Origin of the sequence: Streptomyces netropsis (assembly GCF_014203545.1) — a bacterium.
GTDB classification, from domain to species: Bacteria; Actinomycetota; Actinomycetes; order Streptomycetales; family Streptomycetaceae; genus Streptomyces; species Streptomyces netropsis.
Map to the genome: position 1 here is coordinate 388,810 of NZ_JACHJG010000006.1, position 25,868 is coordinate 414,677.

Annotated in this window: 24 protein-coding genes and 7 pseudogenes; 13 read left to right on the forward strand and 18 right to left on the reverse strand. The window is 68.2% G+C overall.

Features of this window, described 5'->3' with window-relative positions:
- Positions 1 to 96 precede the first annotated feature (96 nt).
- Both FHS38_RS17315 and FHS38_RS17320 read left to right on the forward strand, forming a co-directional pair.
- Positions 97 to 1,353: a protein-glutamine gamma-glutamyltransferase gene (locus FHS38_RS17315; protein ID WP_184734462.1), complete on the forward strand. Its 1,257-nt coding sequence runs from the start codon at positions 97 to 99 to the stop codon at positions 1,351 to 1,353.
- 194 nt (positions 1,354 to 1,547) lie between these two features.
- A pseudogene (locus FHS38_RS17320) lies at positions 1,548 to 1,899 on the forward strand (transposase); the annotation flags it as partial.
- 22 nt (positions 1,900 to 1,921) lie between these two features.
- Here the strand turns inward: FHS38_RS17320 and FHS38_RS17325 are convergent.
- Positions 1,922 to 2,221, reverse strand: coding sequence for a hypothetical protein (locus FHS38_RS17325; RefSeq protein ID WP_229822000.1), 300 nt, complete (start codon positions 2,219 to 2,221; stop codon positions 1,922 to 1,924).
- 402 nt (positions 2,222 to 2,623) lie between these two features.
- Between FHS38_RS17325 and FHS38_RS36540 the strand changes: the two are divergent.
- Positions 2,624 to 3,154, forward strand: a pseudogene (locus FHS38_RS36540) (winged helix-turn-helix domain-containing protein); the annotation flags it as partial.
- 103 nt (positions 3,155 to 3,257) lie between these two features.
- Here FHS38_RS36540 and FHS38_RS36095 read toward each other — a convergent pair.
- The 3 genes from FHS38_RS36095 to FHS38_RS17345 form a co-directional block, all read right to left on the reverse strand.
- Entirely contained in the window at positions 3,258 to 3,953 is a 696-nt protein-coding gene (locus tag FHS38_RS36095) for an RICIN domain-containing protein (protein WP_184734464.1), read from the reverse strand.
- A 552-nt stretch (positions 3,954 to 4,505) separates the two neighbouring features.
- Complete coding sequence (locus FHS38_RS17340; protein WP_184734465.1) at positions 4,506 to 4,700, reverse strand: hypothetical protein; 195 nt, start codon at positions 4,698 to 4,700, stop codon at positions 4,506 to 4,508.
- 91 nt (positions 4,701 to 4,791) lie between these two features.
- Positions 4,792 to 5,550 (reverse strand): MerR family transcriptional regulator, encoded by a 759-nt coding sequence (locus tag FHS38_RS17345; RefSeq protein WP_184734466.1) that lies wholly within the window; start codon positions 5,548 to 5,550, stop codon positions 4,792 to 4,794.
- Positions 5,551 to 6,061: 511 nt separating this feature from the next.
- On the opposite strand from FHS38_RS17345, the gene FHS38_RS17350 reads away from it, so the two are divergent.
- The 5 genes from FHS38_RS17350 (at position 6,062) to FHS38_RS17370 (ending at position 11,273) form a co-directional block, all read left to right on the forward strand.
- Entirely contained in the window at positions 6,062 to 6,574 is a 513-nt protein-coding gene (locus FHS38_RS17350; RefSeq protein ID WP_184734467.1) for a Pycsar system effector family protein, read from the forward strand.
- Between the two features lie 92 nt (positions 6,575 to 6,666).
- Entirely contained in the window at positions 6,667 to 7,305 is a 639-nt protein-coding gene (locus tag FHS38_RS17355) for a Crp/Fnr family transcriptional regulator (RefSeq protein ID WP_229822007.1), read from the forward strand.
- Between the two features lie 113 nt (positions 7,306 to 7,418).
- Positions 7,419 to 8,222, forward strand: coding sequence for a hypothetical protein (locus FHS38_RS17360; RefSeq protein WP_184734469.1), 804 nt, complete (start codon positions 7,419 to 7,421; stop codon positions 8,220 to 8,222).
- Positions 8,223 to 8,253: 31 nt separating this feature from the next.
- Positions 8,254 to 10,551, forward strand: a complete 2,298-nt coding sequence (locus tag FHS38_RS17365; protein ID WP_184734470.1) for a hypothetical protein — start codon at positions 8,254 to 8,256, stop codon at positions 10,549 to 10,551.
- Between the two features lie 65 nt (positions 10,552 to 10,616).
- Positions 10,617 to 11,273: a hypothetical protein gene (locus FHS38_RS17370; protein WP_184734471.1), complete on the forward strand. Its 657-nt coding sequence runs from the start codon at positions 10,617 to 10,619 to the stop codon at positions 11,271 to 11,273.
- Between the two features lie 100 nt (positions 11,274 to 11,373).
- Here the strand turns inward: FHS38_RS17370 and FHS38_RS17375 are convergent, their stop codons facing one another.
- Entirely contained in the window at positions 11,374 to 11,667 is a 294-nt protein-coding gene (locus FHS38_RS17375) for a site-specific integrase (RefSeq protein WP_184734472.1), read from the reverse strand.
- Here FHS38_RS17375 and FHS38_RS35425 point away from each other — a divergent pair.
- Positions 11,611 to 12,063, forward strand: a pseudogene (locus FHS38_RS35425) (transposase); the annotation flags it as partial. The gene FHS38_RS17375 and the pseudogene FHS38_RS35425 overlap by 57 nt on opposite strands.
- A gap of 15 nt (positions 12,064 to 12,078) precedes the next feature.
- Here FHS38_RS35425 and FHS38_RS35430 read toward each other — a convergent pair.
- The 3 genes and pseudogenes from FHS38_RS35430 to FHS38_RS17385 form a co-directional block, all read right to left on the reverse strand.
- Positions 12,079 to 12,292: pseudogene (locus tag FHS38_RS35430) on the reverse strand (MOSC domain-containing protein); the annotation flags it as partial.
- Between the two features lie 171 nt (positions 12,293 to 12,463).
- On the reverse strand, positions 12,464 to 12,781 hold the full coding sequence (locus FHS38_RS17380; protein ID WP_308433505.1) for a nuclear transport factor 2-like protein: 318 nt from the start codon (positions 12,779 to 12,781) through the stop codon (positions 12,464 to 12,466).
- 63 nt (positions 12,782 to 12,844) lie between these two features.
- Entirely contained in the window at positions 12,845 to 13,630 is a 786-nt protein-coding gene (locus tag FHS38_RS17385; protein ID WP_184734474.1) for an SDR family oxidoreductase, read from the reverse strand.
- A gap of 104 nt (positions 13,631 to 13,734) precedes the next feature.
- On the opposite strand from FHS38_RS17385, the gene FHS38_RS17390 reads away from it, so the two are divergent.
- Positions 13,735 to 14,253 carry a winged helix-turn-helix transcriptional regulator gene (locus FHS38_RS17390; RefSeq protein WP_513824523.1) on the forward strand — a complete coding sequence of 173 codons (519 nt, stop codon included), beginning with the start codon at positions 13,735 to 13,737 and terminating at the stop codon, positions 14,251 to 14,253.
- A gap of 52 nt (positions 14,254 to 14,305) precedes the next feature.
- Here FHS38_RS17390 and FHS38_RS17395 read toward each other — a convergent pair whose 3' ends face one another.
- The 4 genes and pseudogenes from FHS38_RS17395 to FHS38_RS17405 form a co-directional block, all read right to left on the reverse strand.
- Positions 14,306 to 14,968 carry an NADP-dependent oxidoreductase gene (locus FHS38_RS17395; RefSeq protein WP_308433506.1) on the reverse strand — a complete coding sequence of 221 codons (663 nt, stop codon included), beginning with the start codon at positions 14,966 to 14,968 and terminating at the stop codon, positions 14,306 to 14,308.
- Between the two features lie 39 nt (positions 14,969 to 15,007).
- Positions 15,008 to 15,067: pseudogene (locus tag FHS38_RS36355) on the reverse strand (hypothetical protein); the annotation flags it as partial.
- Between the two features lie 203 nt (positions 15,068 to 15,270).
- Complete coding sequence (locus FHS38_RS17400; protein ID WP_184734476.1) at positions 15,271 to 15,699, reverse strand: nitroreductase family deazaflavin-dependent oxidoreductase; 429 nt, start codon at positions 15,697 to 15,699, stop codon at positions 15,271 to 15,273.
- A 91-nt stretch (positions 15,700 to 15,790) separates the two neighbouring features.
- Complete coding sequence (locus tag FHS38_RS17405) at positions 15,791 to 16,366, reverse strand: NADPH-dependent FMN reductase (protein ID WP_184734477.1); 576 nt, start codon at positions 16,364 to 16,366, stop codon at positions 15,791 to 15,793.
- Between the two features lie 112 nt (positions 16,367 to 16,478).
- On the opposite strand from FHS38_RS17405, the gene FHS38_RS17410 reads away from it, so the two are divergent.
- Positions 16,479 to 17,003 carry a MarR family winged helix-turn-helix transcriptional regulator gene (locus FHS38_RS17410; RefSeq protein ID WP_184734478.1) on the forward strand — a complete coding sequence of 175 codons (525 nt, stop codon included), beginning with the start codon at positions 16,479 to 16,481 and terminating at the stop codon, positions 17,001 to 17,003.
- Between the two features lie 153 nt (positions 17,004 to 17,156).
- Here the strand turns inward: FHS38_RS17410 and FHS38_RS17415 are convergent, their stop codons facing one another.
- Together FHS38_RS17415 and FHS38_RS17420 are read right to left on the reverse strand one after the other, a co-directional pair.
- Positions 17,157 to 17,690, reverse strand: coding sequence for a GlxA family transcriptional regulator (locus FHS38_RS17415; protein ID WP_184734479.1), 534 nt, complete (start codon positions 17,688 to 17,690; stop codon positions 17,157 to 17,159).
- 49 nt (positions 17,691 to 17,739) lie between these two features.
- On the reverse strand, positions 17,740 to 19,575 hold the full coding sequence (locus tag FHS38_RS17420; RefSeq protein ID WP_184734480.1) for a glycoside hydrolase family 15 protein: 1,836 nt from the start codon (positions 19,573 to 19,575) through the stop codon (positions 17,740 to 17,742).
- Positions 19,576 to 20,535: 960 nt separating this feature from the next.
- On the opposite strand from FHS38_RS17420, the pseudogene FHS38_RS35435 reads away from it, so the two are divergent.
- Positions 20,536 to 20,658: pseudogene (locus FHS38_RS35435) on the forward strand (nuclear transport factor 2 family protein); the annotation flags it as partial.
- Positions 20,659 to 20,731: 73 nt separating this feature from the next.
- Positions 20,732 to 21,244: a low temperature requirement protein A gene (locus tag FHS38_RS17430; RefSeq protein ID WP_184734517.1), complete on the forward strand. Its 513-nt coding sequence runs from the start codon at positions 20,732 to 20,734 to the stop codon at positions 21,242 to 21,244.
- Here the strand turns inward: FHS38_RS17430 and FHS38_RS17435 are convergent.
- The 4 genes and pseudogenes from FHS38_RS17435 to FHS38_RS36360 form a co-directional block, all read right to left on the reverse strand.
- Complete coding sequence (locus FHS38_RS17435; RefSeq protein WP_184734481.1) at positions 21,213 to 21,647, reverse strand: hypothetical protein; 435 nt, start codon at positions 21,645 to 21,647, stop codon at positions 21,213 to 21,215. The genes FHS38_RS17430 and FHS38_RS17435 overlap by 32 nt on opposite strands.
- Positions 21,648 to 21,754: 107 nt before the next feature.
- Positions 21,755 to 22,114 (reverse strand): UBP-type zinc finger domain-containing protein, encoded by a 360-nt coding sequence (locus FHS38_RS17440; RefSeq protein WP_184734482.1) that lies wholly within the window; start codon positions 22,112 to 22,114, stop codon positions 21,755 to 21,757.
- Between the two features lie 920 nt (positions 22,115 to 23,034).
- Positions 23,035 to 24,930 carry an AMP-binding protein gene (locus tag FHS38_RS17445; protein ID WP_184734483.1) on the reverse strand — a complete coding sequence of 632 codons (1,896 nt, stop codon included), beginning with the start codon at positions 24,928 to 24,930 and terminating at the stop codon, positions 23,035 to 23,037.
- A gap of 622 nt (positions 24,931 to 25,552) precedes the next feature.
- A pseudogene (locus tag FHS38_RS36360) lies at positions 25,553 to 25,681 on the reverse strand (helix-turn-helix domain-containing protein); the annotation flags it as partial.
- Between the last annotated feature and the right edge of the window lie 187 nt (positions 25,682 to 25,868).

Sequence of the window (25,868 nt, forward strand, 5' to 3'; positions counted from 1 at the left end):
CCCTGAGCGGCAGCTCGCCGAAACCCCCTCCCATGCGTCGTGCTCTCGCATGCCCTCGTTCCACCAGGCTTCACCACAAAGGAGTTGTTGATTTCCATGTACAAACGTCGGAGATTTCTCGCCTTCGCCACTGTGGGTGCGGTCGTATGCACCGCTGGATTCACACCGTCGCTCAGCCAGGCCGCCAGCGGCGGCGATGGGGTAGAGAAAGGGTCCTACGCCGTAACGCACGGCCTGACGGCGGATGACGTCAAGAACATCAACGCACTGAACGACAGGGCTCTGGCTTTCGGTCAACCCGGCAAGCCTCCGGCGGAATTGCCTCCGAGTGCCAGCGCGCCCTTCCGGACCCCCGACTCTGTCGACGACAGGGAAACCCCTCCCGCCGAGCCGCTCGACAGGATGCCTGACGCGTACCGGGCCTACGGAGGCAGGGCCACTACGGTCGTCAACAACTACATACGCAAGTGGCAGCAGGTCTACAGCCACCGCGACGGCAAGAGACAGCAAATGACCGCAGAGCAGCGAGAAAGTCTGTCCTACGGTTGCGTCGGCGTCACCTGGGTCAATTCGGGCCCCTACCCGACGAACAAATTGGCGTTCGCATCCTTCGACGAGAACAAGTACAAGAACGACCTGAAAAACACCAGTCCCCGACCCAATGAAACGCGGGCGGAGTTCGAGGGTCGCATCGCCAAGGCCAGCTTCGACGAGGGGAAGGGTTTCAAGCGGGCGCGCGATGTGGCGTCCATCATGAACAAGGCCCTGGAAAACGCCCACGACGAGGGAACTTACCTCGGCAACCTCAAGACAGACCTCACGAACAAAAATGACGCTCTGCTCCACGAGGACAGCCGCTCGAACTTCTACTCGGCGCTGAGGAATACACCGTCCTTCAAGGAAAGGGACGGAGGCAACTACGACCCGTCCAAGATGAAGGCGGTGATCTACTCGAAGCACTTCTGGAGCGGGCAGGACCAGCGGGGCTCCTCCGACAAGAGGAAGTACGGCGACCCGGAAGCCTTCCGCCCCGGCCAGGGGACCGGCCTGGTCGACATGTCGAAGGACAGAAGCATCCCGCGCAGTCCCGCCAACCCTGGCGAAAGTTGGGTCAATTTCGACTACGGCTGGTTCGGGGCGCAAACGGCAGCGGATGGCGACAAGACCACATGGACCCACGGCGACCACTATCACGCACCCAACAGCGACCTGGGCCCCATGCACGTACACGAGAGCACGTTCCGGAAGTGGTCTGCCGGGTACGCGGACTTCGACCGCGGAACCTACGTGATCACGTTCATACCCAAGAGCTGGAACACCGCCCCCGCCGAGGTGCAGCAAGGCTGGTCGTGACAGGCCGGCACTACGGCCTCCGCTGACTTCTGCCCGGGTCAGTCCACACCTCTCGACGCGGACCGTCGGCGCGGCGACAACCTCAGCCCAACCGACACCCGAGCAGACCTCCCCGGATAAGAACGACCACTGTTCCTGGACCGTCGCCGCGTTTACGTACTGGCCTTCTTGCCGGTGACGGGCTTCACCTTCACACCCGCATGGTCGTGGTGGTTGGCCAGCCGCTGGCCGGGAACCGCAACGACTGCAAGGCGTGGGAGGAGTCCGGTGCCAAACCGCCGTCGGCGCGACGCTCACGATCGCCGACGGCGGCTATCCGGCCACAGGACTCGTGATCCCTCACCGCCGTGAGCGCGGCCAGACCGAACTCCCTGCCTGGAAGGAGGAGCACAATCGCTCCCACAAAGAGGTCCGGGCCCGTGTTGAGCAGTATTCGCCCACATGAAGACCTGGAAGATCCTCCGGGACTGCCGGCTCAAAGGCGAGGGTGTCCACCACGCCATGCTCGGTGTCGCCCATCTGCACAACCTCGCCCTGACCGGGTGATCGAAGTAGAGACAGTCGCAAGTCAGTCCATGACGGGGCCGGCTGCTGAGAACTTCTGACCCGAGGGCCTCTGGTGGCCACATTCCAGCAGATTGCCATCGGCATCAATCACTGTGTAGCCGACAAGCAGTTTGGCAGCGTCTCCATCCTCGTAAAGCCACACTGTGATGCAATCTTTCGAGACGAAGGTCTCGAACCAGACATCGATGTCCTCGGACTCCGGCCCCACGGTGAAAACCTCTCCAGGATTCAGCCAGTAGTCCTCCCGCAGCGGCTCGATGAAGAGACAGAGGTCGCTCCTGCCCTCGTTGCCGACAGGCATCCTGCTGCGCCCCATCAGTCCCCCCAACGATCGCCACTCCACGGACGCCTACAGGCTAGCCGCAGCTTCCAGCAACGCCCTCTCCGCGCTGCTGCCCGCTTCGCGGGGACGCCTTTCGGGACAGCCCTTAGCAAACTCACCCGACCGGAACGCCTTGCACGCAGTTCGTGTTCCTCGGTGCCCACTCTCGCCTCGGGCTCCTCCAGACTCCACCTCGCGATGACACCCTTGCCTCTGGCTCGGGGTTGGGAACAGCTCCTTACCCAGAGGGCCTTCACTTCCAGGCAATCGCCCTTTGCCGGGCGTACCAGCAGCGAATCCCCGGTTACTGATCTCGGCTCGTCAGGGTGACGTTTGCTGAACTCCCTGTTGCTGGTGGGCTGGTGACGGTTGGTCGAGGGTGTGAGGTATGCGGATGGCGGTGGGCTGACGGCTGCGGGACGTCGACGCCGGGAGGCGGTGCGGATGCAGGTGGCGGAGCTGTTCGCTGACAAGGTCAAGCCACCGGAGGTCGCCCGACATCTGCGGGTGAGCCGGGAGTCGGCCTACCAATGGCATCAGATGTGGTGTCAGGGCGGGGATCGCGCCCTCGTCTCGCGTGGCCCGAGCAGAGCCGTTGCCGATTGCCGCCACGCTTCCTAGAGAAACTGGTCCGGCCGCTCACGGCTGGGTGGAGGCCAGGTGTGGACGGCCACTCGGGTGGCCACGCTGATCGGAAGGAAGTTCCACGTCTCCTACAGCGTCTCGGGCGCCACCCGGCTGACGCGCCGGCTCGGCTTCACTCCGCAGATGCCCGCGCGGCGGGTGGCCGAACGCGACAAGCGGGCCGTTGCGGTGTGGAAGGAGGCGACCTGGGCGGAGGTAAAAGCGCCCGGGCGGCCTGCGGGGACTTCATCTGCTTCGAGGACAAGGCAGGCTTCACCCGTCGGCCGGTCTGTTGCCCGGCCCTGGACCACATCCCGAGCCCCGCTGCCCGGGATGTGGTGATGCGTGGCGGCCCCACTGGCCGCCACGCATCAGTGGTGCACTGCGGGTATCACTCCCCCGTCACGTCGGGTCCGGCGGAGGCGTCGAAGGAGGCGAAGAACCAGCGCTGGGAGGCGCGGCCGCGTTCGCACTGATTGACGTTGACGATGTCCGAACCGGTGTTGGCGGCCAGCTGGTCCAGGTCCAGGCAAGGCTCAGTGCCGAGGACGCGCTGGTCGCTGCGGAGCCGGAAGGTGCTCTCGGCGGCCGGCTCCACGTGCCAGGTCTGGGCGCGGGAGCCGTGGCAGGCCCGCAGGTCGAGGCCGAGCAACCCGTCGTTCGGGACGTTCGCGTCCGTCTCGATGCAGAGGCCGGTCGCCGCGTCGCGCATGCGCAGCCGCTCGGCGCCGACCCATTCGGGGATCCACTTCTCCTCGTTGGACGTGGGCTTGGTGCGGTGCGGGTGGGCGCACACGCGGGTGCCGCCGAGCCCGCGGGGTTCGCCGACCAGCATCCGGCCGCGGATCTGGTACTGCTCGTTGCCGAACGAGAGCAGCCGCCAGCGTTGGAGGCTGCTCGTTCCGCAGTCGAACATGAGGGGCTTGCCGTGGCCCCGGCGGTCCAGCAGGCTGCTGAGGCACCTGCCCTTGGGGAGCCGGATGCGGACGGCTTCGGTCCCGTTGAATTCGAGGTCCCAGCGCTGGGCGAACCCTCCGTTGCACTGGTTGGTGAGGGCAGGCGGGCATGCCGTTGAGCATGCCCCCACCCAGGGCCTCCAGCGTCCCGCCGCTCTGCATGTTCTCGATGTGGCGGGGCTGGTCGTCGTCGAACCGCACCCCGAGCGCGGCTCGCCCGTCGGCGATCGGGCTGGGCACGGCGGTCACCTCGTCCGGTGTGCGATGCGTGACGACGGCGACGTTGCTGCGGCCGCCCTCGTAGCGCCCGCCCATGCGGTCGGTCTGCAGGAAGTAGACCTCGTAGTCCGCGAACCTGTACACCCAGCGGTGGTGCTGGATGTATCCCGCCCGGCCGACCTGCGGCAGTCCCGGAACGGGGATGGTGCCCTGGAACCTGCCGGGCGGCGTCGGACCTGCCTCCTGCAGGGTCACGATCTCGGCGGCCTGGATGTAATTGCCGATCGTGCTGGTCCACTTGCTGTCCTGGCCGCTGGTGGCGCCGAAAGGCCGCCGCCATCGACGCCGAAGCTGCAACCCATGCAGTGTTGTCCGTTCGCGCCACCACCGCGGCTGCTCCGATTGTGATCGGACAGACAGAATCCAGGTGTGGCAACTCGGGGGCTTGAGGCCACCCGCTCCTCCTACGCCACCTCGTAGCTCCTGCGGATCATCTCGCCTGCCCGCTCCAGATCCGTCCCGGAGCGCAGGCGGACCTCCAGGTCGCCGGTACCGTGGTGACCGATCCCGCGGACGTCGCGTCTGAAGCCGTCGACGAGTTCGAACTCGTCCGGACCGGCCTCGAGGTACATCACGATCGCATCCCGGCGGGTGTTCACCACACACAGGCGAAGTTCCGCAGGCGCCGGTGGGCGACGTAGGCGCAGGGCCGCCGCCGCGGGCCGTTCCCGTGGCGGCGGCCCGATTCCCTCAGCTCAGCCGGTTCGTGGCGTACGCCGCGATGGCGTCCCGCTGGTAGGCGGCCAGGCCCGGCGCGATCGTCTCGTAGGCCGCGCGCCACGGCTCGTTCTCCACGCAGGAACGCCCAATCGCGCGGTACTCCTCGGCGGATACGGCGCGGAGCCCGGCGAGCGCCTGGTACTGGGCGTCGACCTCGGCCTGCACCGGTTCGGCGTCGGCCGGGGTACCTGCGGCCATCAGCTCGGCCAGCCGGATCATCTGGGCCGTGCGCTCGCGGTGTCCGGCCTCGACCCGGGCCTCGCTCATCGTCGCGGTGTGCCGGTCGATCGCCCCGGCCAGCTCCGGGAAGTCTTGCAGGCTCTCCCGGTACTGGGCGGGCTCGATCCCCTCGAAGAGGTTCTCCGGCCGGTTGATGGTCATGGGGCTGCCGTCCCTCCTGGAATGCTCCAGTTCGGTGATCGTGCGGGCGACGGTGCCGGCCAGGGCGTCGAGCCGGTCGCGCTCGGCGAGCAGGCGACGGTGGTGTCCCCGCAGGGCCTCCACCTCGTCGACCTGCGAGGCCAGAACCTTGCCGATCTCGGGCAGCCCCAGGCCCAGCGCCCGCAATACGAGGATCTGCTGCAGTCGCAGCAGCTCGCCTTCCTCGTAGTAGCGGTGGCCGTTGGTGCCGATCCAGGCGGGCGGCAGCAGACCGATCTCGTCGTAGTGCCGCAGTGTCCGAGCCGTCACACCCGACATCCGGGCGACCTCCCCAGTCGGCCAGGCCATCGCCGCCTCCCCTCACGAGTGCTTCACCGGGCCGGTCTTTCCGGCCCTGGTCAGGACGGTAGGAGCTTCCGCTGCGGCAGCTTCAAGCCCCCGCACCCAGGATCCCAGCGCATCGCCGTCGCCGCGGCCGTACCGACGCCGGCCCGATCGGCCCCGCTTCGCCGACCAGGGCGACCGCACCCATCGACCTGGGGGCTACCGCAGCGCGTCGGAGCGGGTCGAGCTGCCGATCCTCTCCACCTTCAGTAGCCAGGACGACAAATGAGTCGTGGGGGCAGATTGAGCCACTGCTGCCCCAGAGCGCGCTCCTGCACAAGCCCTCCAACGTGCGCCACATCTCATGCCATCTGCCCAGCAGTAGGCAGCGCCCCGCCGCGGATTTGGTCAAGCTTGACGCCTCGCGTGCCGGAATTCCCGGCAGGAGTCTGGAGGCATCATGCTCCCTTCAAGGGCGGGCTTCGTCACAGGAATCCGTCGGCCTGTATCTGTACCTCCCCCCACAGCAGAGGAGTTGGACGACACCTCCGCGGCGTACTTGCGCGGCCTGGCGGTCGACGCCTTTGCCGAGTTGCAGCGTGGTGACGTCAAAGCCGCGACGCTCTGTGCGGCCGCTGGTGGCGGTCTGGGTGCCGTCATTGCGGTGATATCCGCAACGGCACAGGGGCTGCCCGCGTGCGCTGTGATCGCCTTGTGGTGTGCGGGTGGATGCTTCTTGCTGTCCATGGGACTGTCCATGGCTGCTGTACGCCCGTCCCTCCGGACCGGCGAGCAGCAACGCCCCGTCTGCTATCTCGACTGCGCGGATGCTACCGCCGAACAGGTGCTGACCGCCGTGGCCGGACTGACCCGTCTGGAACTGGCCCGCGCCGACAGCCGGCGAGCGACGGAGTTGTCGGCTCTCGCCCGGGCGAAGTTCAAGGTGCTGCGTAAGGCAGCGGTCTGGACGCAAGTCGCGCTGGCCGCAGCAGGGCTGGCTGCCACGGCCGTTCTCGTCGACATCGCTGTCGACACCTGGACATATTGAATATCCTCAGTTCGTCGGTCCAGAGGCCGGGGTCTCCAGCAGCCCCCACCCACGAGATGACGGGGAGCTCCTTGTACCAGTCCCACCGGTCGTTGCTCGGCGAAGACATGTGGGCCGCCCTCCTGCGCCTGGTCCCGGAACGTCAGCGCGAGACGCGCAGCGTGCTCCTTCGCCAGGGTGATCCCGCTACCCACGTCCTGGTGCTGTGTTCGGGCTCCGCCGCCGTCACCCGCCGGGACGGCCACGGCCAGCGCACGCTGCTCGCTGTGCGCGGAGCCGGTGAACTGCTGGGTGAGCTCTCGCTGCTCGACGGTGGCGTCCGAAGCGCCACGGTGATCGCAGCGGAGCCTTGCAGGGTGCACACCGTTCCCGCGCCCACATTCGAGACCTTCATCAACGAATACGGCGCGCTGCCCGCGCTGGCCCGGCACGCGGTCGGCCGGATCAGGGAGAGCGAGGAGATCCGTCAGGAACTGGCCACCGCTTCGGTGGCCGCCCGCCTGGCATCCGCGCTCCTCCGCTTGGCCATCGCCTCGCAAGGCCCTGCGGACCGCCCTGTCGTGATCAGACTGACGCAGGAGGAACTGGCCCAGCTCATCGGCGCCTCCCGCAATTCCGTTGTGCAGGCACTCGCCCCCTGGCGTAGTGCGGGCTGGATCCGTACCGCGCCAGGCGGAGGACTCCTTCTCGAATGCTGTGAAGGGCTACGTGCCGTCGTCGCGAAACGGTGAGACCGACGCCACACCTGAGCTGCCCATTCCTGGGCAGCGCCACGCTTGCCGATTGCCCATCATCTTCACGCGGAGACACCCTCCAGCCCCGATCATGAGAAGGACGTGCAGGCATGGCGGTACTACCGCTCGACGACTCCCGGGACCTCCCCGACTTCCAAGCCCTGGTCGTCTTCGACATGAAGGGCTACAGCAAGGTCCCCTCCCACCAGATGCCGGCCATGCGGGACGCGCTCGACAACATGCTCGCCACGGCCTTCGCCGAGAGCGGGCTCGGGTACGAATGGGAGCAGCGCCCCTACTGGAGCGACACCGGGGACGGCTGCGTCCTGGCCCTGCCGGTCCGTCGGATGTGGCGGCTCGTCGATCCGCTGCCGGAGGTCCTGGACGGTGTCCTGGCCCGCTACGACCGGGAACGCTTCGCAGCCACGCCAGGGATCCGGGTGCGGATGAGCGTCCATGTCGGGCCGCTGCCCGACAGTTACCGGGGCGATCCGATCAATGACGCGTGCCGCCTGATCGACAGCGATGCGGCCCGTGACGCCGTGGACAGGGCTCGGGAACTCGGGTCCTACGTGGCGCTGGTGATCTCCGACGCGGTGTTCCAGGCCGTGGTGCGTGCCCAGCGCACCACGCGGCTCGCCGATCACGACTTCCTGCCGACGCAGGCCCAAGTAGGCAACAAGTACTCCGAGGCCGCCTGGGTGCACGTCCCGCGCCGCAGCCCGGCCGCTCTCGGCGCGCCCGCACACGCCTCGGCAACCGGCGCCGACGCCGAGCACCGCCCCGGAGCCCCGGAGCCGTCGGCAAAGCCTGCCGCAGCGCCCAGGAACGCCATCAATTCCGTGACCAACTTCTTCGACTCGCCCCAAGGCGACCTCTCATTTCAGCAGGACTTCAGAGGGACCGGGCAGTGACCGGCCGGTATCCCCGCACCGAGGAGGAAATGTGAACGAGCCCGCATCCGTCGAGCCCTTGGCCGGGCCCGATGACGTTCCCGCACCACGGCTGGATCCCGCGGAACCGCGCCCCCAGCCCGGGTACGAACTCCCGGCCGCCGCCCAGGCCGATTCTGACCCCCAGCTCGGGACGCCCGACCAGCACCTGGAGGGCAGGCCGCAGGAGGTGCTGCCCGCGCCCCGGGTGAAGCCGTACGCGCCCATCGCCGCGCTGACGCTCCCTCACCAGCCCCCGATAGCTTCCGTCGCCAATCTCTTCAGCAATCCCAGCGGTCCCATGCACTTCCACCAACGCCTCGAAGTGCGGACAGCCGACTTGTTGGAGACCATTCCGGTCTCGCGCGCCGGTGTCCTCTCCGACGCCTCGTACGTGGAGCCCCGGGAGTGGCGGGAGGTGCGGCAGCATGCGGCCAAGGCACTCGCCGACACGCCTGTCGTCCTGCTCGTCGCCCCTCGTCAGCACGGCGCCACGACCTTCTCCCTGCGCCTGCTCGCCGAGGAGACCGACGAAGCGGTGGACCTGCACGTGGTCGAGGCCAGTTGGGACCGGCCGCTGACCAGCAAGCTCCCTGCCCAGGCGAACTGCGCCTATGTGCTGGACTTCCAGGATCCGCAGCGGGACAGGATCGACAAGACGTTCCTGACCGGACTGCGGAAGCACGCGGACACGCTCGGCGGCATCGAGTCCCGTCTTGTCATCACCCTCACGCCGGAGCTCTGGGCCCCCATCGCCGGCCAGGTGCCGGACGGCTTGGCCGTCGTGAGGCTGTCGGCCCACCCGCGCGCACACTTGGTGGCGCGGCAACACCTGATGGCCCGTGGGCATGCGAGCCTGCTGGACTACATCGACGACCCGGCGGTCAAGGAGGGTGTCGCGGACTGGACACCCGTCCGTGCCGTGTGGCTGGTCGACGAAATGATCAACCTCGCCGCCGCAGACGCACGTACCGCTGCCGAGGACGGAACCACCGGCGAAGCGCGCGAGAACCGTCTGCGTCCAGAGGTCAGGGAACTGGCGAAGGACTGGGGAACGGACCTCGACATCCGCTTCGGAGCCCCCGGGGCAAGCGGTGAGGGCGCAATCGGTACGGCGCATGATGTCGTGCGGCCCCTCGACCTCGACGACCGCTGCCTCTCCCTCGCCCTGGCCGTCCACCGCTCCGGGCCGGCCGCCCGGATCCACGCCGACGCCGAGCGGCTGGCCGAGATCCTGGCCGGCGCAAACGCAGCGAACGGCAAGAAGGGCGCCGAGGACAAGGAGACTACCGACCTGAGGGAGATCCTCGGCGGCGTCGGACTGCGCACACGCTTCAACTCCATCGGCGCCGACGTGCGGTACGGACAGGCCCGTTTCACCTCGGTGAACTACGGCGAGGCCCTGCTCAACCACGTCTGGGGCCAGTACCACCCCCTCCACAAGCGGCTGATCCGCTGGATGATTGCCTGCGGTGCGGACAGCGGCGGAACGGCCGGCGACCCCGCCGTTCGGGCCATCCTCGGCGTCCTCGCCTACCACCAGGACGACTCGCAGCTGGCAGAGGTCCGCGATCAGGCGGCGTCCCTGGGCAAGGCATCGGTCGCGACGGCCGTCATGGTCGGAGCCGCACGGGACGAGCACCTGGGCCGCCGGGCCCGTCAGCTGCTCTACGTCTGGGCCGGCCATTCCACGGAGGAGACACTCCGACTGGTGGTCGCCGCGTGCCGTGAGCTGATCGCCGACCAGCCCGGCCCCGCGGTGACCCGGCTGCGACGGGTCGCCGACAACCCCGCGGGTCGGGCACTGGACGCCGATGTCCTGGCCGCGTTCAAGGCCGTGGCCGCGGACCGGAGACTGACCGGTGGATTCGCCAAGGCAGTCGCGGAGTGGCACGCCCAGGCCGGAGACGCGGGCTCACCGGCTGCGAACCTGGGCACGCTGGCCCTCATGTCCGTCGACGAGGCCGGCACACAGGGCCGCCCCTGGCTCCTGACAGGCGACAGGCCCGCGGCGTTGGGTGTCGCTGCTGCGCTGCGCCGTCTCCTCACCGACCTGGACCAGTACCCAGGAGTCCTCGATGAGATCACCCGATGGCTCGGCGCCGACGGCGGTGCGCTCCACGACCAGGTCATGAACGTCGTCCACGAGGCCGTCTCCGGCCGAGTCGGGCTGATGGCAGTCGTCCAGCTGGTGAAAGAGCTGAACAAACTCCGCGGGCCTGACGGTCGCGGTGCGGGTGCGCGGTTGCAGGACGAGATCGAGGCCGATCCCGATCTTGGCGGCATCACTCTGGAGACGTACCCCGCGTGACCTTCCGATTTCTTCGCCGGCGTCCACCCGCGCATACAGAACACACCTTTACCGAGCCCCGGAGCGTGCGCAGTGCCACTCCGCGTGTCTGCTTCACCGCTGTGTTCTCCGCCGGGTGGACGCTGGGGCGTACGGACCACCACGCGCCGGAGGCCATGGTGATCACCGAGCTCGTGCGGCGAGCCACGACGGTCACCGAGAGATGGGAAGCGACAGAGGTCACGGGCGCCGAGGACGCGGTCAACGCGGACCTCGGCCGTCCCGCTCCGCTCCCCGGCATGCCGGGGTCCGAACTGTGGGGGAACGTCCAGCTGACACTCAGCGCACAGGCGCGCGCCGACGCCGAGCAGTACCGTGCGGACAGGGCACGCGTCGCACGGCTGCGCTACTTGAAAGAAAACCTCTACAACGACCCGGAGATGCTCCTCCTGGACCACCTGGACCGGCATCCGCAGGACATCGGCACCGTGGACATCGCGACGTTCCAGCGCCTGTCGCGCAGCCTGCGCTTGGGCGGCCAATGGTGGTACCCCCTGCTCGACTGCCTGGAGACGCTCTCCTCGGAACTTCCTGCGCGTCACGGAGATCGCTACGCGATGAAGCTGCTGCTCAAAGCGTTCAAGGACACCCTTCCCGAGCTCATCGACCGCCACGGGCTGCGGGACCTGGCCGACGACGTACTGGGGAACCCCGGAGGGACGACAGAACATCCGCAGCAGTGAGGCGCCTCAGCCGTCCCCATAGGGATCCATGCGGCCTCGACGAGTGTGTCGAACTACAGGGGCAGGCTCAGCTCGGTCTCGAGCATGAAGACGGAGTCCATCACGGTCCGGAGACGGTTGGGGCGTCGGGCATGATGTGGGCGTAGGTCTGGTGAGTGATGTTGGGGTCGCGGTGGCCGATCCATTCGGCCATGTCGGTGACGGGTACGCCCTTGGACAGGCCGGCGGAACAGAAGACGATGCCGGCGGCTTTCTTGGCGTTGCGCCAGAGCCGGTCGACGAGGGAGTACATGAGGATGTTGGTGCGTCCGACGTTGGAGAACAGGTAGTCGCCCGCGATCCGGTTCAGCCCGTTGGGAAAGTTGACCGGGGTGGAACCGTCAGTAAGCACCATCTGATTCACCGACGCCACTGGCATCCCGCTCGCCGCCGCCCTGACCGGCGGCAACCGCAACGATGTCACCCGGCCCATCCCGCTGCTCGAAGCTGTGCCGCCGGTGCGGGGCAAGCGAGGCCGGCCCCGGCGCCGCCCGGACGCGGCGCTGGGCGACCGCAGCTATGACCGACAAGTACCGCCGCCTGGTCTGGGGGCTCGGTACGAAGCCGCTGATCGCCCGCCGGGGCCTAGCACGGCTAGGGACTTGACGCCCAACGCGGGTTTGTGGAGCGCGCGTTCGCCCACCTGCACTGGTTTTGTCGTCTGCGGATCCGCTGGGAGGTTCGCGACGACATCCGCGAAGCCTTCCTCACCCTGGGATGTGCACTCATCTGCTGGCGACGTCTGAACTCATCGCAGAAGGGGTTCCTACCCATCGGCGTCGCCCCACTCGTGGACGACCACCTCGTCGCCGACAGACAGCTTCCCCGGCCGCACCACAGAGGACTTCACGCCGAACACCACGCCTCCGCTCGCCGGTAGCTTGCGAGCGTGCGCAGCGGCTCACACCCCTGCCGCGCCCGGCCTCCTGGTCGACCAGGGTGACCGCGCAGCGCACCGCGAGCTTGGCATAGCCCATTTCGGGGACCTCGGCCGCGTTGCAGTCGACCACGTAGCGGCCGCCGATGCCGTCCAGCAGCCGCGAGTTGGCCGCGAGCACAGCCGTGCCGGCACCGTGCCCGACCGTCTTGATTGAGTTAGGGCGGGACGCTGCCGCGGCCTCCGAGGGCCGGAAGGAGCATGCCCAGGCGGGTCAGGGCTCGATGACCAGGCGCTCGATCAAGTCGTCGCGGAGGCTGAACTGATAGCGCAGATCGACACTGCCTCCGGGGAAGTTGCCTTCGAGGTGATGTGTGGCGACGTAGTGGGTCGGATCGGTCTGCTGCGCTTCGGTGAGTTCGATGGTGTAGGTGAATTCGGTGGCGGAGCGGTTCAGCCACTGTTCGATTGCAGCGGCGCCCTGGTACGTCCTGCCGTCGTCAGTCACCGTGGCGTCGCTGGTGAAAGCGGCGACTGCGGTCGCGGTGTCGTCGTGGTGGGCCCGCAGGTAGCGGGTGATCGTCTTGGGCAAGTTGCTCGGGGCGATGGTGTGGGGCTGATGGCTCGGCATGACGGTCCTCGTGACTGTGGGGGCTCAGACGGTGGGGGTGGTGCCGCCGTCGATGACGTGTTCGGCGCCGACGATGGCCGAGGCGCGGTCGGAGACGAGGAAGGCGACGAGTTCAGCGACTTCCTCCGGTCGGTTGGGGCGGCCGAGGGGAATGCCGCCGAGCGATTCCATGAGCCGGTCCAGGGCGGCTTCCCGGGTGACGCCGCCCTCCCGGGCGATCCTGGCGACCAGGTGGTCTGCGGCGGTGGTCTGGATGAAGCCCGGTGAGACGGTGTTGACGCGGACGCCGTGCGGGGCGACCTCGTTGGCCAGGCCCTTGCTGTAGGTGGTCAGCGCCGCTTTGGCTGCTGCGTAGGCCAGGGTGCCGTTCCAGAGTGGCATGCGGCGCTGGATCGAGGTGACGTGCAGGATCACGCCCCTGCCGCTCGTGATCATGCCGGGCAGGAGGCCGCGGTCCAAGCGGACCGCGGCCAGCAGGTTCACGTTGAGCTCCTTGGCCCAGTCCTCCTCGCCGAGCGCCGCGAATCCGCCGGCCGGCGCCTCGGAGCCGCCGAGGGTGTGGACCAGGACGTCGACACCTCCCAGGCGTGCCTCCACTTCGACGATCACCCGATCGGTGCCATCAGCGGTCGAGAGGTCGGCGGCGATGAAGGTCTTTTCCTCGACTTCCTCGGGGCGACTGCGGCCGGTGACGAGCACGTCGGCGCCGGCGCCGGCGAGCCGTCGGGCGATGGCGGCTCCGGTGCCCTTGGTGCCGCCGGTGACCAGGGCACGGCGGCCTTCGAGTGATTCGTTGACGGGGCTGGTCATGGCGTCTTCCGATCCCTGGTGCGCACGTTCGGCACCACACTCGGTTACTGCTAAAGTAGAAGCTACTCACTTCTACTTTAGCAGTAACCGAGGGGATGGTCACCGTGGCGAGCCGCATCAGGCTGGAGGACCGGGAGTGCCCGCTGTCCACGACGGTGGAACACGTCGGTGAATGGTGGACGCTGCTGATCCTCCACGACGCCTTCGACGGCTACACCCGCTTCGATCAGTTCCAGGAGAACCTGGGCATCTCCTCGAGCATGCTCACGGCCCGCCTGAAGACCCTCGTGACGGACGGATTGCTGGAGCGTCGGCCCTACCAGACCAATCCGGTCCGCCACGAGTACGTATTGACCGATCTCGGGCGCTCCCTGCGCCCGGTGATCGTCGCCCTGGCCGCGTGGGGCAATTCCCGGCTGGAGCCGCACGAACGCAGCATGATTCTCGTCGACGCGGAAAGCGGCGAGGAGGTCCAGCCCGTAGTCGTCGACGCCAGGACCGGCCGGCGACTCGACGACAGCCGTGCCTACGTCTTCGCAGCGGGCCCTGCGGCCAGCGACGCCATGCGCAGCCGCTACGCCCACCGGCGACCACTGCCAGTGGTCCCGACGGCGGGTACGTAAGCGGGCCACCTCAAAGGACAGGTCGCCCGCACCCCGAGCCATCGCACGGTTGCTAGGGCCTGAGGACGATCTTGCCGTGGGTGTGGCGGCGTTCGAGCTCCGTGTAGGCCTCGCCGACTTGCGCCAGTGGGTAGACGTTCGCGATCGGCACCTCGAGCTGTCCGTCGGCGATCAGGCCGGCAAGCTCGGCGAGCACCTTGGCGCCCGGCCCGGCCGCGACCCCTCCGTCTGTCTTCACCCCGTGCTTCTCGGCGGCCGCGAAGTCGGCGATGGTGTCGACCCGATCGGTCGCGACGCCGAGGGTGAGGGCCAGCTCGACGTACCCGTCGCCGAAGGTGTCGAGGAAGGCGTCCACACCGCTGGGCGCGGCGGCCCTGATGCGGTCCGCGACGCCCTCGCCGTACGCGACCGGGATCGCCTCGTGGCTCTTCAGCCACGCGTGGTTGCTCTCGCTCGCCAGGCCGATCACCGTGGCCCCGGTACGGCGCGCGAGCTGGACGGCGAGCGAGCCGACTCCCCCGGCGGCTCCGGAGATGACGACGGTCTCGCCCTCCTTGGGCTGGACGGCGTGCACCGCCCCCCATGCGGTTACACCGACGACGTACAGGCTGCCGGCCACCTCCCATGGGACTTTCTCCGGCTTGCGTGTGAGGTCACCAGCCTCGACCAGGACCAGCTCGGCATGGGAGGCCCGCTTCTGGGTGAATCCGATCACCTCGTCGCCGGCCGAGAATCCGGCGACCCCGGCGCCGACCTCCTCGATGACCCCGGCGAGGTCGCTGCCCTGCCCGGACGGGAACGTCGACGGGAACAGGTCGCCAACGCCCCCGTGCGGATGACCGCCTCACTGGGGTTGATCCCGGCCGCTTTCACGCGTACGAGGACCTGCCCGTCCCCGGGCACCGGGCGTTCCACCTCGTCGACCCGCAACACGTCGACCCCGCCGAACTCGTCGTACCTGACCGCCTTGGGCATGATCTCTCTCCTTCGACTCTCCGAAGCTGACAGGGTTGTGGGCTACACCCGCCGGAGTTCGAGCACGGGAATGATGCGGATTCCGGCAGTCTGGCGTGCGTACTCGGCAAAGCCGGGGTAACGCCGCGCTTGCTCGGCGTAGATGCGGTCGCGTTCGGCGCCGACCAGTTCGCGGACGGTCACCTGGTAGGTCTCGGTGCCACGTTCGACGGTGCCCTCACCGGCGGCGGTCAGGTTGCGGTACCAATCCGGGTTGGTGGGTGCTCCGCCCTTGGTTGCGAAGACGTAGACGATGTCCGGCGCGGTGTCGTGCGGGAGGTACATCATCGGGCTGACGTGCTCCTGCCCGCTCTTGCGGCCGCGGTGACGGACGAGGACCAGCGGAGCGCCCTCGAAGACCCCACCGACACTGCCCTCGTTCGCGCGGAACTCCGCGATGGTCTTCGCGTTCCAGTCGAGTGCTTCGCTCATGACGAACTCCTGTCGTTCACGACGTCGCTGTCGAGGACATGGCGGGACTTCTTGTGAGCCGCAAATGGGTGAACAGAGCCCGGCGGGCGGCTCAAGCGGCGACGGCCGAGGCTGAGCGCAGCGGTGCGAGCGCGGCGCTCCAGGCGATGACCTGGTCGAGCATCGTGTCCAGGGCGGGCAGGTTGTGCTCTCCGGGCTTGAAGACCCTGAAGTTCTCGAATTCGGTGATCATCGACAGTGCGACCTGCTGGCGTACGTCAGCCATCTGGAGCTCGGCGGCGACGGCGCGTAGGTGCTCGACGGCCCGGACGCCGCCGACCCCGCCGTAGGACACGAAGCCGACCGCCTTGTTGTTCCACTCGGCGTAGAGGTAGTCGATGGCGTTCTTGAGCACGCCGGGGATGCCGTGGTTGTACTCGGGTGTCACGATGACGAACCCGTCAAACGAGGCGATCTTGGCCGCCCATTGCCTGGTGTGCTCGTTCTGGTACTGGCCGAACATCGGCGGCATCGGCTCGTCGAAGTGCGGCAGGGGGTGGTCGCGGAGGTCGATGAGCTCGAACGTGGCGTCGTCGCGGCGCGAGGCGATGTCGAGCACCCACTTCGCGACCTGTTCGCCGTTGCGGTTGGGGCGGGTGCTGCCGAGGATGATGCCGATCTTGAGCATGACGGTTGCCTTCTCATCTGCGGCGCTTCGTCACGCGAAGTGCGTTGTCTGATAGATCGCATGCTGTACAGATGATCTGTCCAACAACGAGTGGGCGGGTATCATTCCGGTTATGGGCAGCAAGACACCGACCACGCCGGTCGACGGTGTCGACTTCACGGGGGACTTCGGTCTCTCCCTCCTCGTTCTGATGCGCGCGTACCGGACCGTCGTCGCGTCGGTCCTCGATGACGTCCCGCAGGGTGCCCGCGGCTATCAGACGCTCGCCGTGGTCGTCCGAGGTGAACAGCAAAATCAGCTGGCCCTGGCCACGTACCTGGGGATCGACCGCACGGTGATGACCTACCTGATCGACGACCTCGTCACGGCCGGCCTGGTCGAGCGCCGGCTCACCCCTGCCGATCGGCGCCAACGCAAGATCGTCGCCACCGCCCGCGGCGTCAGCACCCTCCAAGAGCTGCAGCGGCAGGTACGGGAAGCCGAAGACCGGCTCCTTGAGGCACTCGATGAGAATGAGCGCCAAGCGTTCCGGAACCTGCTCAGCCGGATCGCCTGCGACGTCCGGGACATGGACTTGGCCACTGCCCCCTGCGACGTCACATCCGACCCGTGCGACGTCGCCGAACCCGGGTCCTGAACCTTGTTGCAGAAGGCTGGGTTCGGGCGTGCGGATGTGGGCTCTGACCTGGCGGCCTGCACGTAGGTGGCTCCGCGCTGTTTGAGGAGGTCGGAGGCGAGGTGGGGCAGGGGGGCGGCTGGACGGTGGTTGACGACAACGATCGGCCGGACATCAAACCTTTCTCAGCGGGGCCGAGTTGAACGTCTCGCGGTACGCGCGGGGCGGTATTCCGACGTGGGCTTTGAACAGGGTCCGGAAGTTGGCCGGGGTGCCCAGGCCGCAGCGCCGTGCGACCGCTTCCACCGTCAGGTCGCTCGATTCCAGGAGTTCCCGTGCGAGGCCGAGCCTTGCGTCGAGCAGCCAACGCATGGGCGGTCGCCCGGTGTCGGCGTGAAAGCGTCGGATGAGGGTACGACGCGACATCCCTGCCTGGTGCGCAAACTGGTCGACGGTGAGCGGCTGGTGCAGGTTGTGCAGGGCCCACCCGTACACCGGCGCCGGTCCGTCATCCAGGTCGGGGGGCATCGGCAGGTCTACGAACTGGGCCTGGCCACCCGCGCGGTGAGGCGCGGCGACCAGCAGACGTGCTCGCTGATTCGCCAGTCGGGTGCCGTGATCGCGGCGGATGAGGTGCAGGCACAGGTCGAGGACGAGGACGTGAGGGCCCGTTTCACGGAAATCCTGGCCGGCCAGTTCGAGCCGCAAGACATGATCGACAGTCTTACGCGACCGCCGTCCCGGTGGTGATGCTGCGTCAGCCCAGCGCGCGGTCGAGGTTGAAGGCGGCGCTGATCAGCGAGAGGTGGGTGAAGGCCTGGGGGAAGTTGCCCAGCTGTTCCCCGGTCGGGCCGATCTCCTCTGCGAACAGACCGAGGTGGTTGCCGTAGGTGAGCATCTTCTCGAAGGCGAGCCTGGCCTCCTCCAGCCGGCCTGCGCGGGCCAGCGCCTCCACGTACCAGAAGGAGCAGATCGAGAAGGTGCCCTCGGGGCCGTGCAGGCCGTCCGGACTGGCGGTCGGGTCGTATCGGTATACCAGCGAGTCGGAGACCAGGTCCGTGGTGAGCGCGTCCAGGGTGGAGAGCCACTTGGGGTCGGTGGGCGAGATGAACTTGGCCATCGGCATCATCAGCAGCGAGGCGTCCAGCACGTGGTCGTCCAGCCCCCGGACGAACGCCCCTCGCTCGGCCGACCAGCCGCGCCGCATGATCTGCCGGTAGATCGCGTCCCGGGACTCCCGCCAGCGGGGCAGGTCCGCCGGCAGACCGCGGCGGTTCGCCATGCGCATCGCGCGCTCCAGCGCCACCCAGCACATCAGCCGCGAGTACACGAAGTTCCGCCGGCCCGCCCTGGTCTCCCACACCCCCTCGTCGGGCTGGTCCCAGTGCTCGCACAGCCAGTCCACCACGGCACCGACCTCGTCCCAGCGGTCACTGCTGATCGGCTGCCCCCACTTGTCGTAGAGGTAGATCGAGTCGATCAGCGCACCGTAGATGTCCAGCTGGAGCTGGCCGGTGGCGGCGTTGCCCACCCGGACCGGTGCGGAGCCGAGGTATCCCTCCAGGTACGGAAGCTCATATTCGGGCAGATCGATGCGTCCGTCGATGCCGTACATGATCTGCAACGGACCGCTCTCCCCCGTACCCCGCAGGATGCCCCGCTCGGAGAGGAACCCCATGAACGCCTCGGCCTCCGAGGTGAACCCCAGGCGCAGCATCGCGTAGACGCAGAAGGCCGCGTCGCGGACCCAGACGTACCGGTAGTCCCAGTTGCGCTCGCCGCCGATCTGCTCGGGCAGGCTGGTGGTCGGTGCGGCGACGATCGCACCGGTCGGCGCGTAGGTGAGCAGCTTCAGCACCAGCGCGGAGCGGTTCACCATCTCCCGCCACCGCCCGTGGTAGCGCGAACCGGCCAGCCAGTGGCGCCAGAACCGGACGGTCGCCTCGGCCTGCTCCTGCGCCTCGGCACGCGGACACGACCGGGCCGGGACGTCGTCGCCGATCTGGTCGAGGGCGAACACGTTGGACTCGCCCTCAAGGAGCTTGAAGTACGACCACACGTCCAGGCCGTCGCTCTCCAGGGGTGCGGTGGCGGTCAGCGCGAGCGTCAGTGACGGGGAGCGGAACACCGCCGTGTGGCCTTCGAGGTGCGTGGTGTGCGCTTCGGCGCCGTAGCCGAAGCGCGGGGCGATCCGCGCCCTGAACGGGAGGGTTCCGCGGACGCAGACCACCCGCCGGATCAGCCGGTGCCGGGCCGCCTCGCGCGACTCGTCGACCACGGGCATGAAGTCCTGGATCTCCGCCACCCCGTCCGCGGCGAAGAACCGCGTGATCAGCACGTTCGTGTCGGGGAAGTAGAACTGCCTGGTGCGGGTCGGGACCTCGGCGGCCAGCTCGAACGACCCGCCCCGGTCGGCGTCGAGGATGGACCCGAAGACGCTGGGCGCATCGAAGCGCGGGCAGCAGTACCAGTCGATGGTGCCGTCCGTGCCGACCAGGGCGGTCGTACGGAGATCGCCGATCAGGCCGTGCTGGGAGATCGGGATGTAACGGCAGCCGTCCGCCTGCTCGAAACGAGTCGTGTCGAACGCCATACCGGCCTCCCAGCTGCTGCGGCCCGGGCCTGGAGACGAAGCCTTGCTTTTCATGCTAGACCGCTACTCGGGGCGGGGGTCTGACAGAGCCGTGCGGACAGACTCGGCGGCCGACTCGCTTCAGGCGGCCGCCGGTGCTTCTCGGGGGGACGCGACTGCTTTCGCCGAGCGGTCGATCAATTCAGCCGACGCGGATCCGCAGACCCGCTTGGCTCCTGCTCCGGTGAACACCGGTGTCGACGTCGGGTGCCTCGGCTCGTGTCCGAGCCAGACCATGAACATGCCCAGATGGCGGGCGCCAGTGGTCCAGGCCCGGCTACTCTCCCCGCACCAGCGCAGATACAGGGAGATGGCCCCAGCGTACGCCGCCGTCGTGGACTCCGCGCTGTCCCTGCCGAACCGCTGATGGCGCAGGCACTCGTCCGCCGCCTCGACGATGCGCAGTTCAAAGTCAAGATGAGCCGGGACGCGGCCGTGACCGCGCTTCGCCGGGTGGGCGACGTCCCCGAACCTGCGGCGGTGGGCGCCTGGCTGCGGATGATCGTACGGAACGGCTGTCGCTCGCTGTTGCGAGGCCCGGTTGCCGTCCGGCCGATGGACAGACTCCCTCTGCCCTCGGTGGAGTCCGGCCCGGAGCGGTGGCCGTGTGGCACCTCGCTACGTGACCAGCACCGAGAACGTCGGGCGGGCGATGATCGCGGTGGGCCGGCGGGAATCACCAGAATCAGGTGAGGACCGTTCACCTGCCCGGCGGGAACCTTTAACAGGGGCGGGCAGTGGCGACGCCGCGGTCTGTGAAGGAGATGTCGCTGTGAGTATCCGTACGTCAGTCATCGAAGCGGAGGCCGCCGACCGGCTCGCCCTCCGCGAACTGATCGACGCCTACGCGCACTGCGCCGACCGGCGGGACGCCAAGGGCCAGATGCCCTGTTCACCGAGGACACCCACTTCGTGGTGTACATGGATGCGAGGGACCCAGAGCCCGCGCGGGAGTTGCACGGCCGCAAGTCGCTGTCGCCGGTTTTCGATGCGCTCAACGCCTACGCGGCCACCATGCACTTCAACGGGCAGAGCACGATCGAGCTGGAAGGCGATCGCGTGACAGGGGAAACCTACTGTCTGGCCCACCATCTGACTCGAACGGGCTGTCAGCCCGCTGGAGCTGTTCTACGACCTGGTCGTGGTCGTGCTGGTCGGCCAGGCCGCGCATCATCTGTCGGAGCACGTGACCCGGCACGGGCTCGCGGTGTTCGCCGCGGTGTTCGCGCTGATCTGGATCGCCTGGCTCAACGGCAGCCTCTACCACGAACTACACGGCCGCGAGGACGCCCGGAGCCGGACAGTGCTGCTCGTACAGATTCTCGCCATGGTCCCGTTGGGCGCGTTCATCCCGGAGGCCGGCGGCTCGGGCGGCTTCGCCCACTCCGTCAGCGCCGCGGTGCTGTTCGCGGTCCTGGCCCTGGTCTGGGGACTTGCCGGGCGCGGCACGAGTACGGAGTACCGCCGCTCCGCCCGGGTGTTCGTGGCCGGGACCGCCGCCTGTGCGGTTCTGCTGGTCTCGACGGCCTCGCTGCCTGTCGATGGTCGCCTCATCGTCTGGCTGCTGCTGGACCTCGTCTTGACGTGCTCGTGGTGCGTCACCGGTGTTCGTTCAGGCCCTCGGCGATGAGGGAGATGCCGATGCCCAGCATCCAGACATCCTTGGCCAGCACGGTTCCCTGCTCGGTCGGGCGCAGGCTGCCTTCCTGCCGCATCCCCGGTGTACGCAGGTAGAGCCCGAGGGTGCCAACGGAGAAAGCGGTCAGCGCAACCCCGGCGACAGCGGCAGGAACGACCGGCAGGAGCAGGGTGGTGGCAATGGCGAGCTCCCCGGCGGAGAGCACCCGTACGAACTTCTGGGCGTCGTGCTTGCCCAGGAGCGGGTAGGTCGTGGCGGCGAACTGCTGCAGCCTCTCGGCGGTGGCCTCATCAGCACCGCGTTTCGAGAGCCCGGAGTTCAGGAAGAACGCACCGACCGTGAGCCTGAGCGGAAGTTGCCGTACTGCGGAACATCGTGCCCAACTGGATGCCATGCCGAGCCTCCCAACATTGGCCCCGGATACCACCCTGCCATCCGTTAGAAGCATGTCAAACGCGGCCGGTTCTCCCCCACCCACTGGCTCCGGAGCCCCGGACCAGGTCAGTGCAGGTGAAGCTGCCAGTCCGCCGGGGCTTTGCCCCGCGGCCCCAGGGTCGGCTGCGACGTCGGGCGTGAGGTGGGCGGTGTCAGTGGCGGACCCTCGGAGTACTGCTCGGTCTCGATGTTCCGGAACCAGGACTCGCCGGGCTCGAAGCTCGTCAGGAAGGCGTGCCCGGCCGCCCGGGCATGCTTCGTGCCGTGCTGCGAGGGCGAGGAGTCACAGCATCCGATGTGCCCGCACGCCGCGCAGCGCCGCAAGTGGAACCACCACCCCGGTCCATCGCCTGCCAGGCACTCCACACACCCGTCCCCACTCGGCCGCGCAGTGAGATCAATACCCGGGATCTGCTCGTGAGCCATACGCTGCGCCTCCCTGGCGAGGCTTCGCTCAGATGCCGTTTCGGACGGCGTCTCGGCATTTGAAGCCGAAGTCGAGACGGATGACCCCCTTCCCTCCACCGTAATCGGCGCGGATCAGGCTCGCAGGCCCTGGCAGGAGCTCAGCGCAGCGGACCCGCGCTCCTCATCCTCGCGCACAACCCGGCCGTGGGACAGCTCTTGGACTCTGGCCGAGGTGCGCCAGGTCTGTGCCTCGCAGATCCCCCACATCTCCATCCTCGCGCGAGCGCAGAGTCCGGCCCGCGCAGGTGCGTCAACGGCCGCAGCGCCAACCCGCCCGGTCAGCGGTCCCGGGCGGGTTCTCCTCCCCACAGGCCGCTCCCGACGAGCCGGTGGGACGGCACCGTCCCCGTGCCGCATCTGCTCGCGGATCTGGCGATCCTGCCGGATGGCGGCTTCCTCAACACTGCACTTTGTTGACTGTCCACAACACCGCACACCAGCTTCCACGACAGACCGACAGCGGCTGCGGCCTCGGAGGAGAGCCCACCCAGAGCTGCCCGCGGCAGCCGAAGAGTCCGGGGACCAGACCTCTCGACTCCAGGAAACTGGCTACTCGTCAGCAGAGTCAGCAAAGGGTCAGCATTCGTCCGACTAGAGCTGACCACAGCCTGCTTCACTTGAGACTCGACCTCGAGATCGGGAAGCGCCTCCAGAGACCTCGCCGATGTCCGACGGGCCTCTGGAAGCGGAGCGGCGGCGTTGCCGCAGCACCAGGCCCCACCTTCAGGGCATATGCACGGTTCAGCGCACAGTACGACGCGGTACTGACGCTCGAGGGCTCGCTGCGCCGGGGCGAGCCTCGGGCCTTGGTCCGGATCGCCGTGGGAGGCGGCCGCCCGGATCTCGTTCAGACTTCCGGAAGGCGAAGGTCCGCGCGATCACCGTCCCTCAACAGCGCTGCACCCCACCACCTTTGCAATGACGTCCGAGGTCAGGCGGATGTCGGCGAGGACGTCCAGACCGGTGCCGGTGGACAGCCAGGCGCGCAGGTCCGAGCGCTTGATCTTCCTGGAGGGGGTGTAGGTCAGGGCGCGTACGAAGAGCAGGCGGGTCAGCCGGGCCCATGCGCCGATCCGTTCGTCGACCAGGGCACGCAGTTCACGGGCCAGGTGATGCGGGGCGAGGTCGGTATCGTCGCGCTGGACAACGAAGGCGACCGGGACCTGGGTGTAGAAGTCGTCCGGGGCGGCGACGACCGCGCAGCGCTCGACGGACGGGTGCGCGCCGATGACGTGCTCGACATCGAGGCCGGACAGGCTGTCGCCGCCGACGTTGATGATGTCGTCGGTGCGGCCCGCGATCCACAAGTAGCCGTCCTCGTCGAGGTGGCCGGCGTCGGAGGTGTCGTAGTGGCCGGGGAAGTTCTTGAGGTAGGTCTCGGCGAACCGCTCGTCGTCGTTCCACAGCGTGGTCAGGCAGCCGGGCGGCAGCGGAAGCCGGATGGTGACGTGGCCCTGCTCTCCGGGCGGGAGTGGGCGTCCGTCCTCGTCGAGGATCTCGACCCGATAGCCGGGCAGCGGCCGGGCCACGGAGCCGGGCTTGACCGGCAGCAGGCCAAGGCCCAGGCAGTTGGACGCGATCGGCCAGCCGGTCTCGGTCTGCCACCAGTTGTCGACGACGGGGCAGCCGAAGAACGGGCCGGTCCAGTCCATGAGCTCCGGCTCGACCCGTTCGCTGGCCAGGAACACCGCGCGCAGCGGTGAGCCACCGGACCCGAACGGCCGGTCCTCCGGGGACGCCGCGCGGATGCGGCGCAGTGTCATGGGCGTGGTGAACAGCACGCTGACGCCGTACTCGGCGATGATCCGCGGGAACGCCGACGGGTCGGGAGTGTCGACCGGAGACCCTTCGTAGACGACGGTCGTTGCCCCGGTGACGAGGGCCCCGTACACGGTGAACGAGTGGCCCATTACCCAGCCGGGGTGGGAGTCGGTCCAGAACACGTCGCCCGCACGCACGCCGAACACCTTCTCGGCGGCCCAGCGCAGCGCGGTCAGGTAACCGCCGGTGTCCCGCGTGACGGCCTTGGGGCGGGAAGTCGATCCGGAGGTGTACAGCATGTAGAGAGGGTGCGTCGACGGCACGGGAACGGGCGCCGGCCCGGCCTTGGTCGAGTGGGCGGTCAGGTCGTGCCAGTCGAGGTCGCGGCCGGGTACCGGCGTCCACCGGCCGGCTTGGGGGCGCTGCAGCACCACGAGGTGCCGCGGCCGGTGGTGGGCCTGGGCGAGGGCGGCCTCAAACAGCGGCTGGTAGACGGTGGCGTTCGGGCCGTCGAACCCGCCGGACGCGGTGAGGATGACCGCCGGGCGGGCGTCGTCGACGCGGTCGCGGAGCACCGCGACGGGCACCGATGTGACGACGACCGAGTGAGTGAGGCCGAGCCGGGCGCAGGCCAGCATGGCCACGACGGTCTGCGGCACGGCGGGCATGAAGATCAGGACAGTCTCGTCGGCAGCCAGTCCGAGGTCATCGAGGGCCCCGGCGAACGCAACCACCTCGTCATGCAGACGACGGTAGGAGTAGGTGTCCTTGGCGCCGGTCTGCGGGCTGTCGAATATGAGCGCGACGTCCTCGCCCCGGCCCGCGGCGAGATGGACGTCCAGACAGTTCTCGGCCGCGTTGATCATTCCGCCGGGGAACCAGCGGTAGAACGCGGAACCATCGGCCTCCAGGGCTTTATCCGGGGTCCGCGCCCAGGTGAGCCGGGCCGCCTGGCGTTCCCAGAAGCCTCCAGGGTCGGTCGACCAGTCGCTCCGCACGTCCTCGAACTGCATACCTACCTCTTTCGTAGTGCGGTTGCGACACCGTGCAGGTACCTGGCAGGACAAGATCGGCATTGGTCGAACTCTGAGGGCTTCCTGAGGAACGCTGAAGAGCTGGAGATCGGCCGGTGGGAGCCCGCCGGCGAAGGAGGCCGGCGGCGGCGCGAGGGCGCGCCGGTCGTGGGGGAGAGTTGCTGCACTGGCTCACCATCTGACGGAGGCCGAGGACGGTTCGCGGACCACAATGGTCGCCTCGATCCGGTATCTCGACAAGATGCTGAAACAGGTCGGGGTCTGGCTGTTCGCCGAACTTCGCCTGGTGGTGGTCGATTGGACCGACACGCGGCCGCCCCGGCGGACGGGATCGTCACACCAGGGTGCTCGTCGAAAGACCGTCCTCTGCTGTCGGTCCTCAGGGCGAGTGGCGAGTCGAAGATCAGCTGCTCCTGCTCTGGTACACGCGCTGATGGATGTGCTCGGCCGGCGTGATCACGGTGAGGTTGGTGGGGGGTGCGAGCGAACCGCTGAGCAGTCGGGCACGGTCGGCGAACTCCAGGACGGCAGACTCGGCGCGCCCAGGCAGGCGCGGGCGTGCGGCAGCAGGGGATGCCGGAGGTGAAGATCACCTGCCGGGTCAGCCTCTCGAACAAGGGCTCGCCAAGCTCCCTCTCCAGGCCTGGATCTGCCGGCTGATCGCGGGCTGTACGACATAGTGGCGTGCCGCCGCCTTGATGAACGACCGCTCCTCCGCCACCGCGACGAAGTACTCAAGCGCCGCGCGTCACCAGAAACATGGTGTTCACCATGCCGTGATGCCGTAGGCGCCTCCGCCCAGATGCGTGACCCGGTAGCCGGAATTGGGGATCCCGAGCCCTCGTGCGAATTCCGGAACAGGAGAAAACTCTGTCATCAGTACCGTCCGTTTCAGGCGGTGTCGAACCATGCGTGGA

Coding starts and splice junctions, on each gene's coding strand:
- FHS38_RS17360 (WP_184734469.1), top strand. CDS start 7,419: ATGGCGGTACTACCGCTCGACGACTCCCGGGACCTCCCCGACTTCCAA.
- FHS38_RS17375 (WP_184734472.1), bottom strand. CDS start 11,667: ATGGTGCTTACTGACGGTTCCACCCCGGTCAACTTTCCCAACGGGCTG.
- FHS38_RS17405 (WP_184734477.1), bottom strand. CDS start 16,366: ATGCTCAAGATCGGCATCATCCTCGGCAGCACCCGCCCCAACCGCAAC.
- FHS38_RS17440 (WP_184734482.1), bottom strand. CDS start 22,114: ATGGCTCACGAGCAGATCCCGGGTATTGATCTCACTGCGCGGCCGAGT.
- FHS38_RS17315 (WP_184734462.1), top strand. CDS start 97: ATGTACAAACGTCGGAGATTTCTCGCCTTCGCCACTGTGGGTGCGGTC.
- FHS38_RS17445 (WP_184734483.1), bottom strand. CDS start 24,930: ATGCAGTTCGAGGACGTGCGGAGCGACTGGTCGACCGACCCTGGAGGC.
- FHS38_RS17385 (WP_184734474.1), bottom strand. CDS start 13,630: ATGACCAGCCCCGTCAACGAATCACTCGAAGGCCGCCGTGCCCTGGTC.
- FHS38_RS17435 (WP_184734481.1), bottom strand. CDS start 21,647: ATGGCATCCAGTTGGGCACGATGTTCCGCAGTACGGCAACTTCCGCTC.
- FHS38_RS17410 (WP_184734478.1), top strand. CDS start 16,479: ATGGGCAGCAAGACACCGACCACGCCGGTCGACGGTGTCGACTTCACG.
- FHS38_RS17325 (WP_229822000.1), bottom strand. CDS start 2,221: ATGCCTGTCGGCAACGAGGGCAGGAGCGACCTCTGTCTCTTCATCGAG.
- FHS38_RS17345 (WP_184734466.1), bottom strand. CDS start 5,550: ATGGCCTGGCCGACTGGGGAGGTCGCCCGGATGTCGGGTGTGACGGCT.
- FHS38_RS17420 (WP_184734480.1), bottom strand. CDS start 19,575: ATGGCGTTCGACACGACTCGTTTCGAGCAGGCGGACGGCTGCCGTTAC.
- FHS38_RS17400 (WP_184734476.1), bottom strand. CDS start 15,699: ATGAGCGAAGCACTCGACTGGAACGCGAAGACCATCGCGGAGTTCCGC.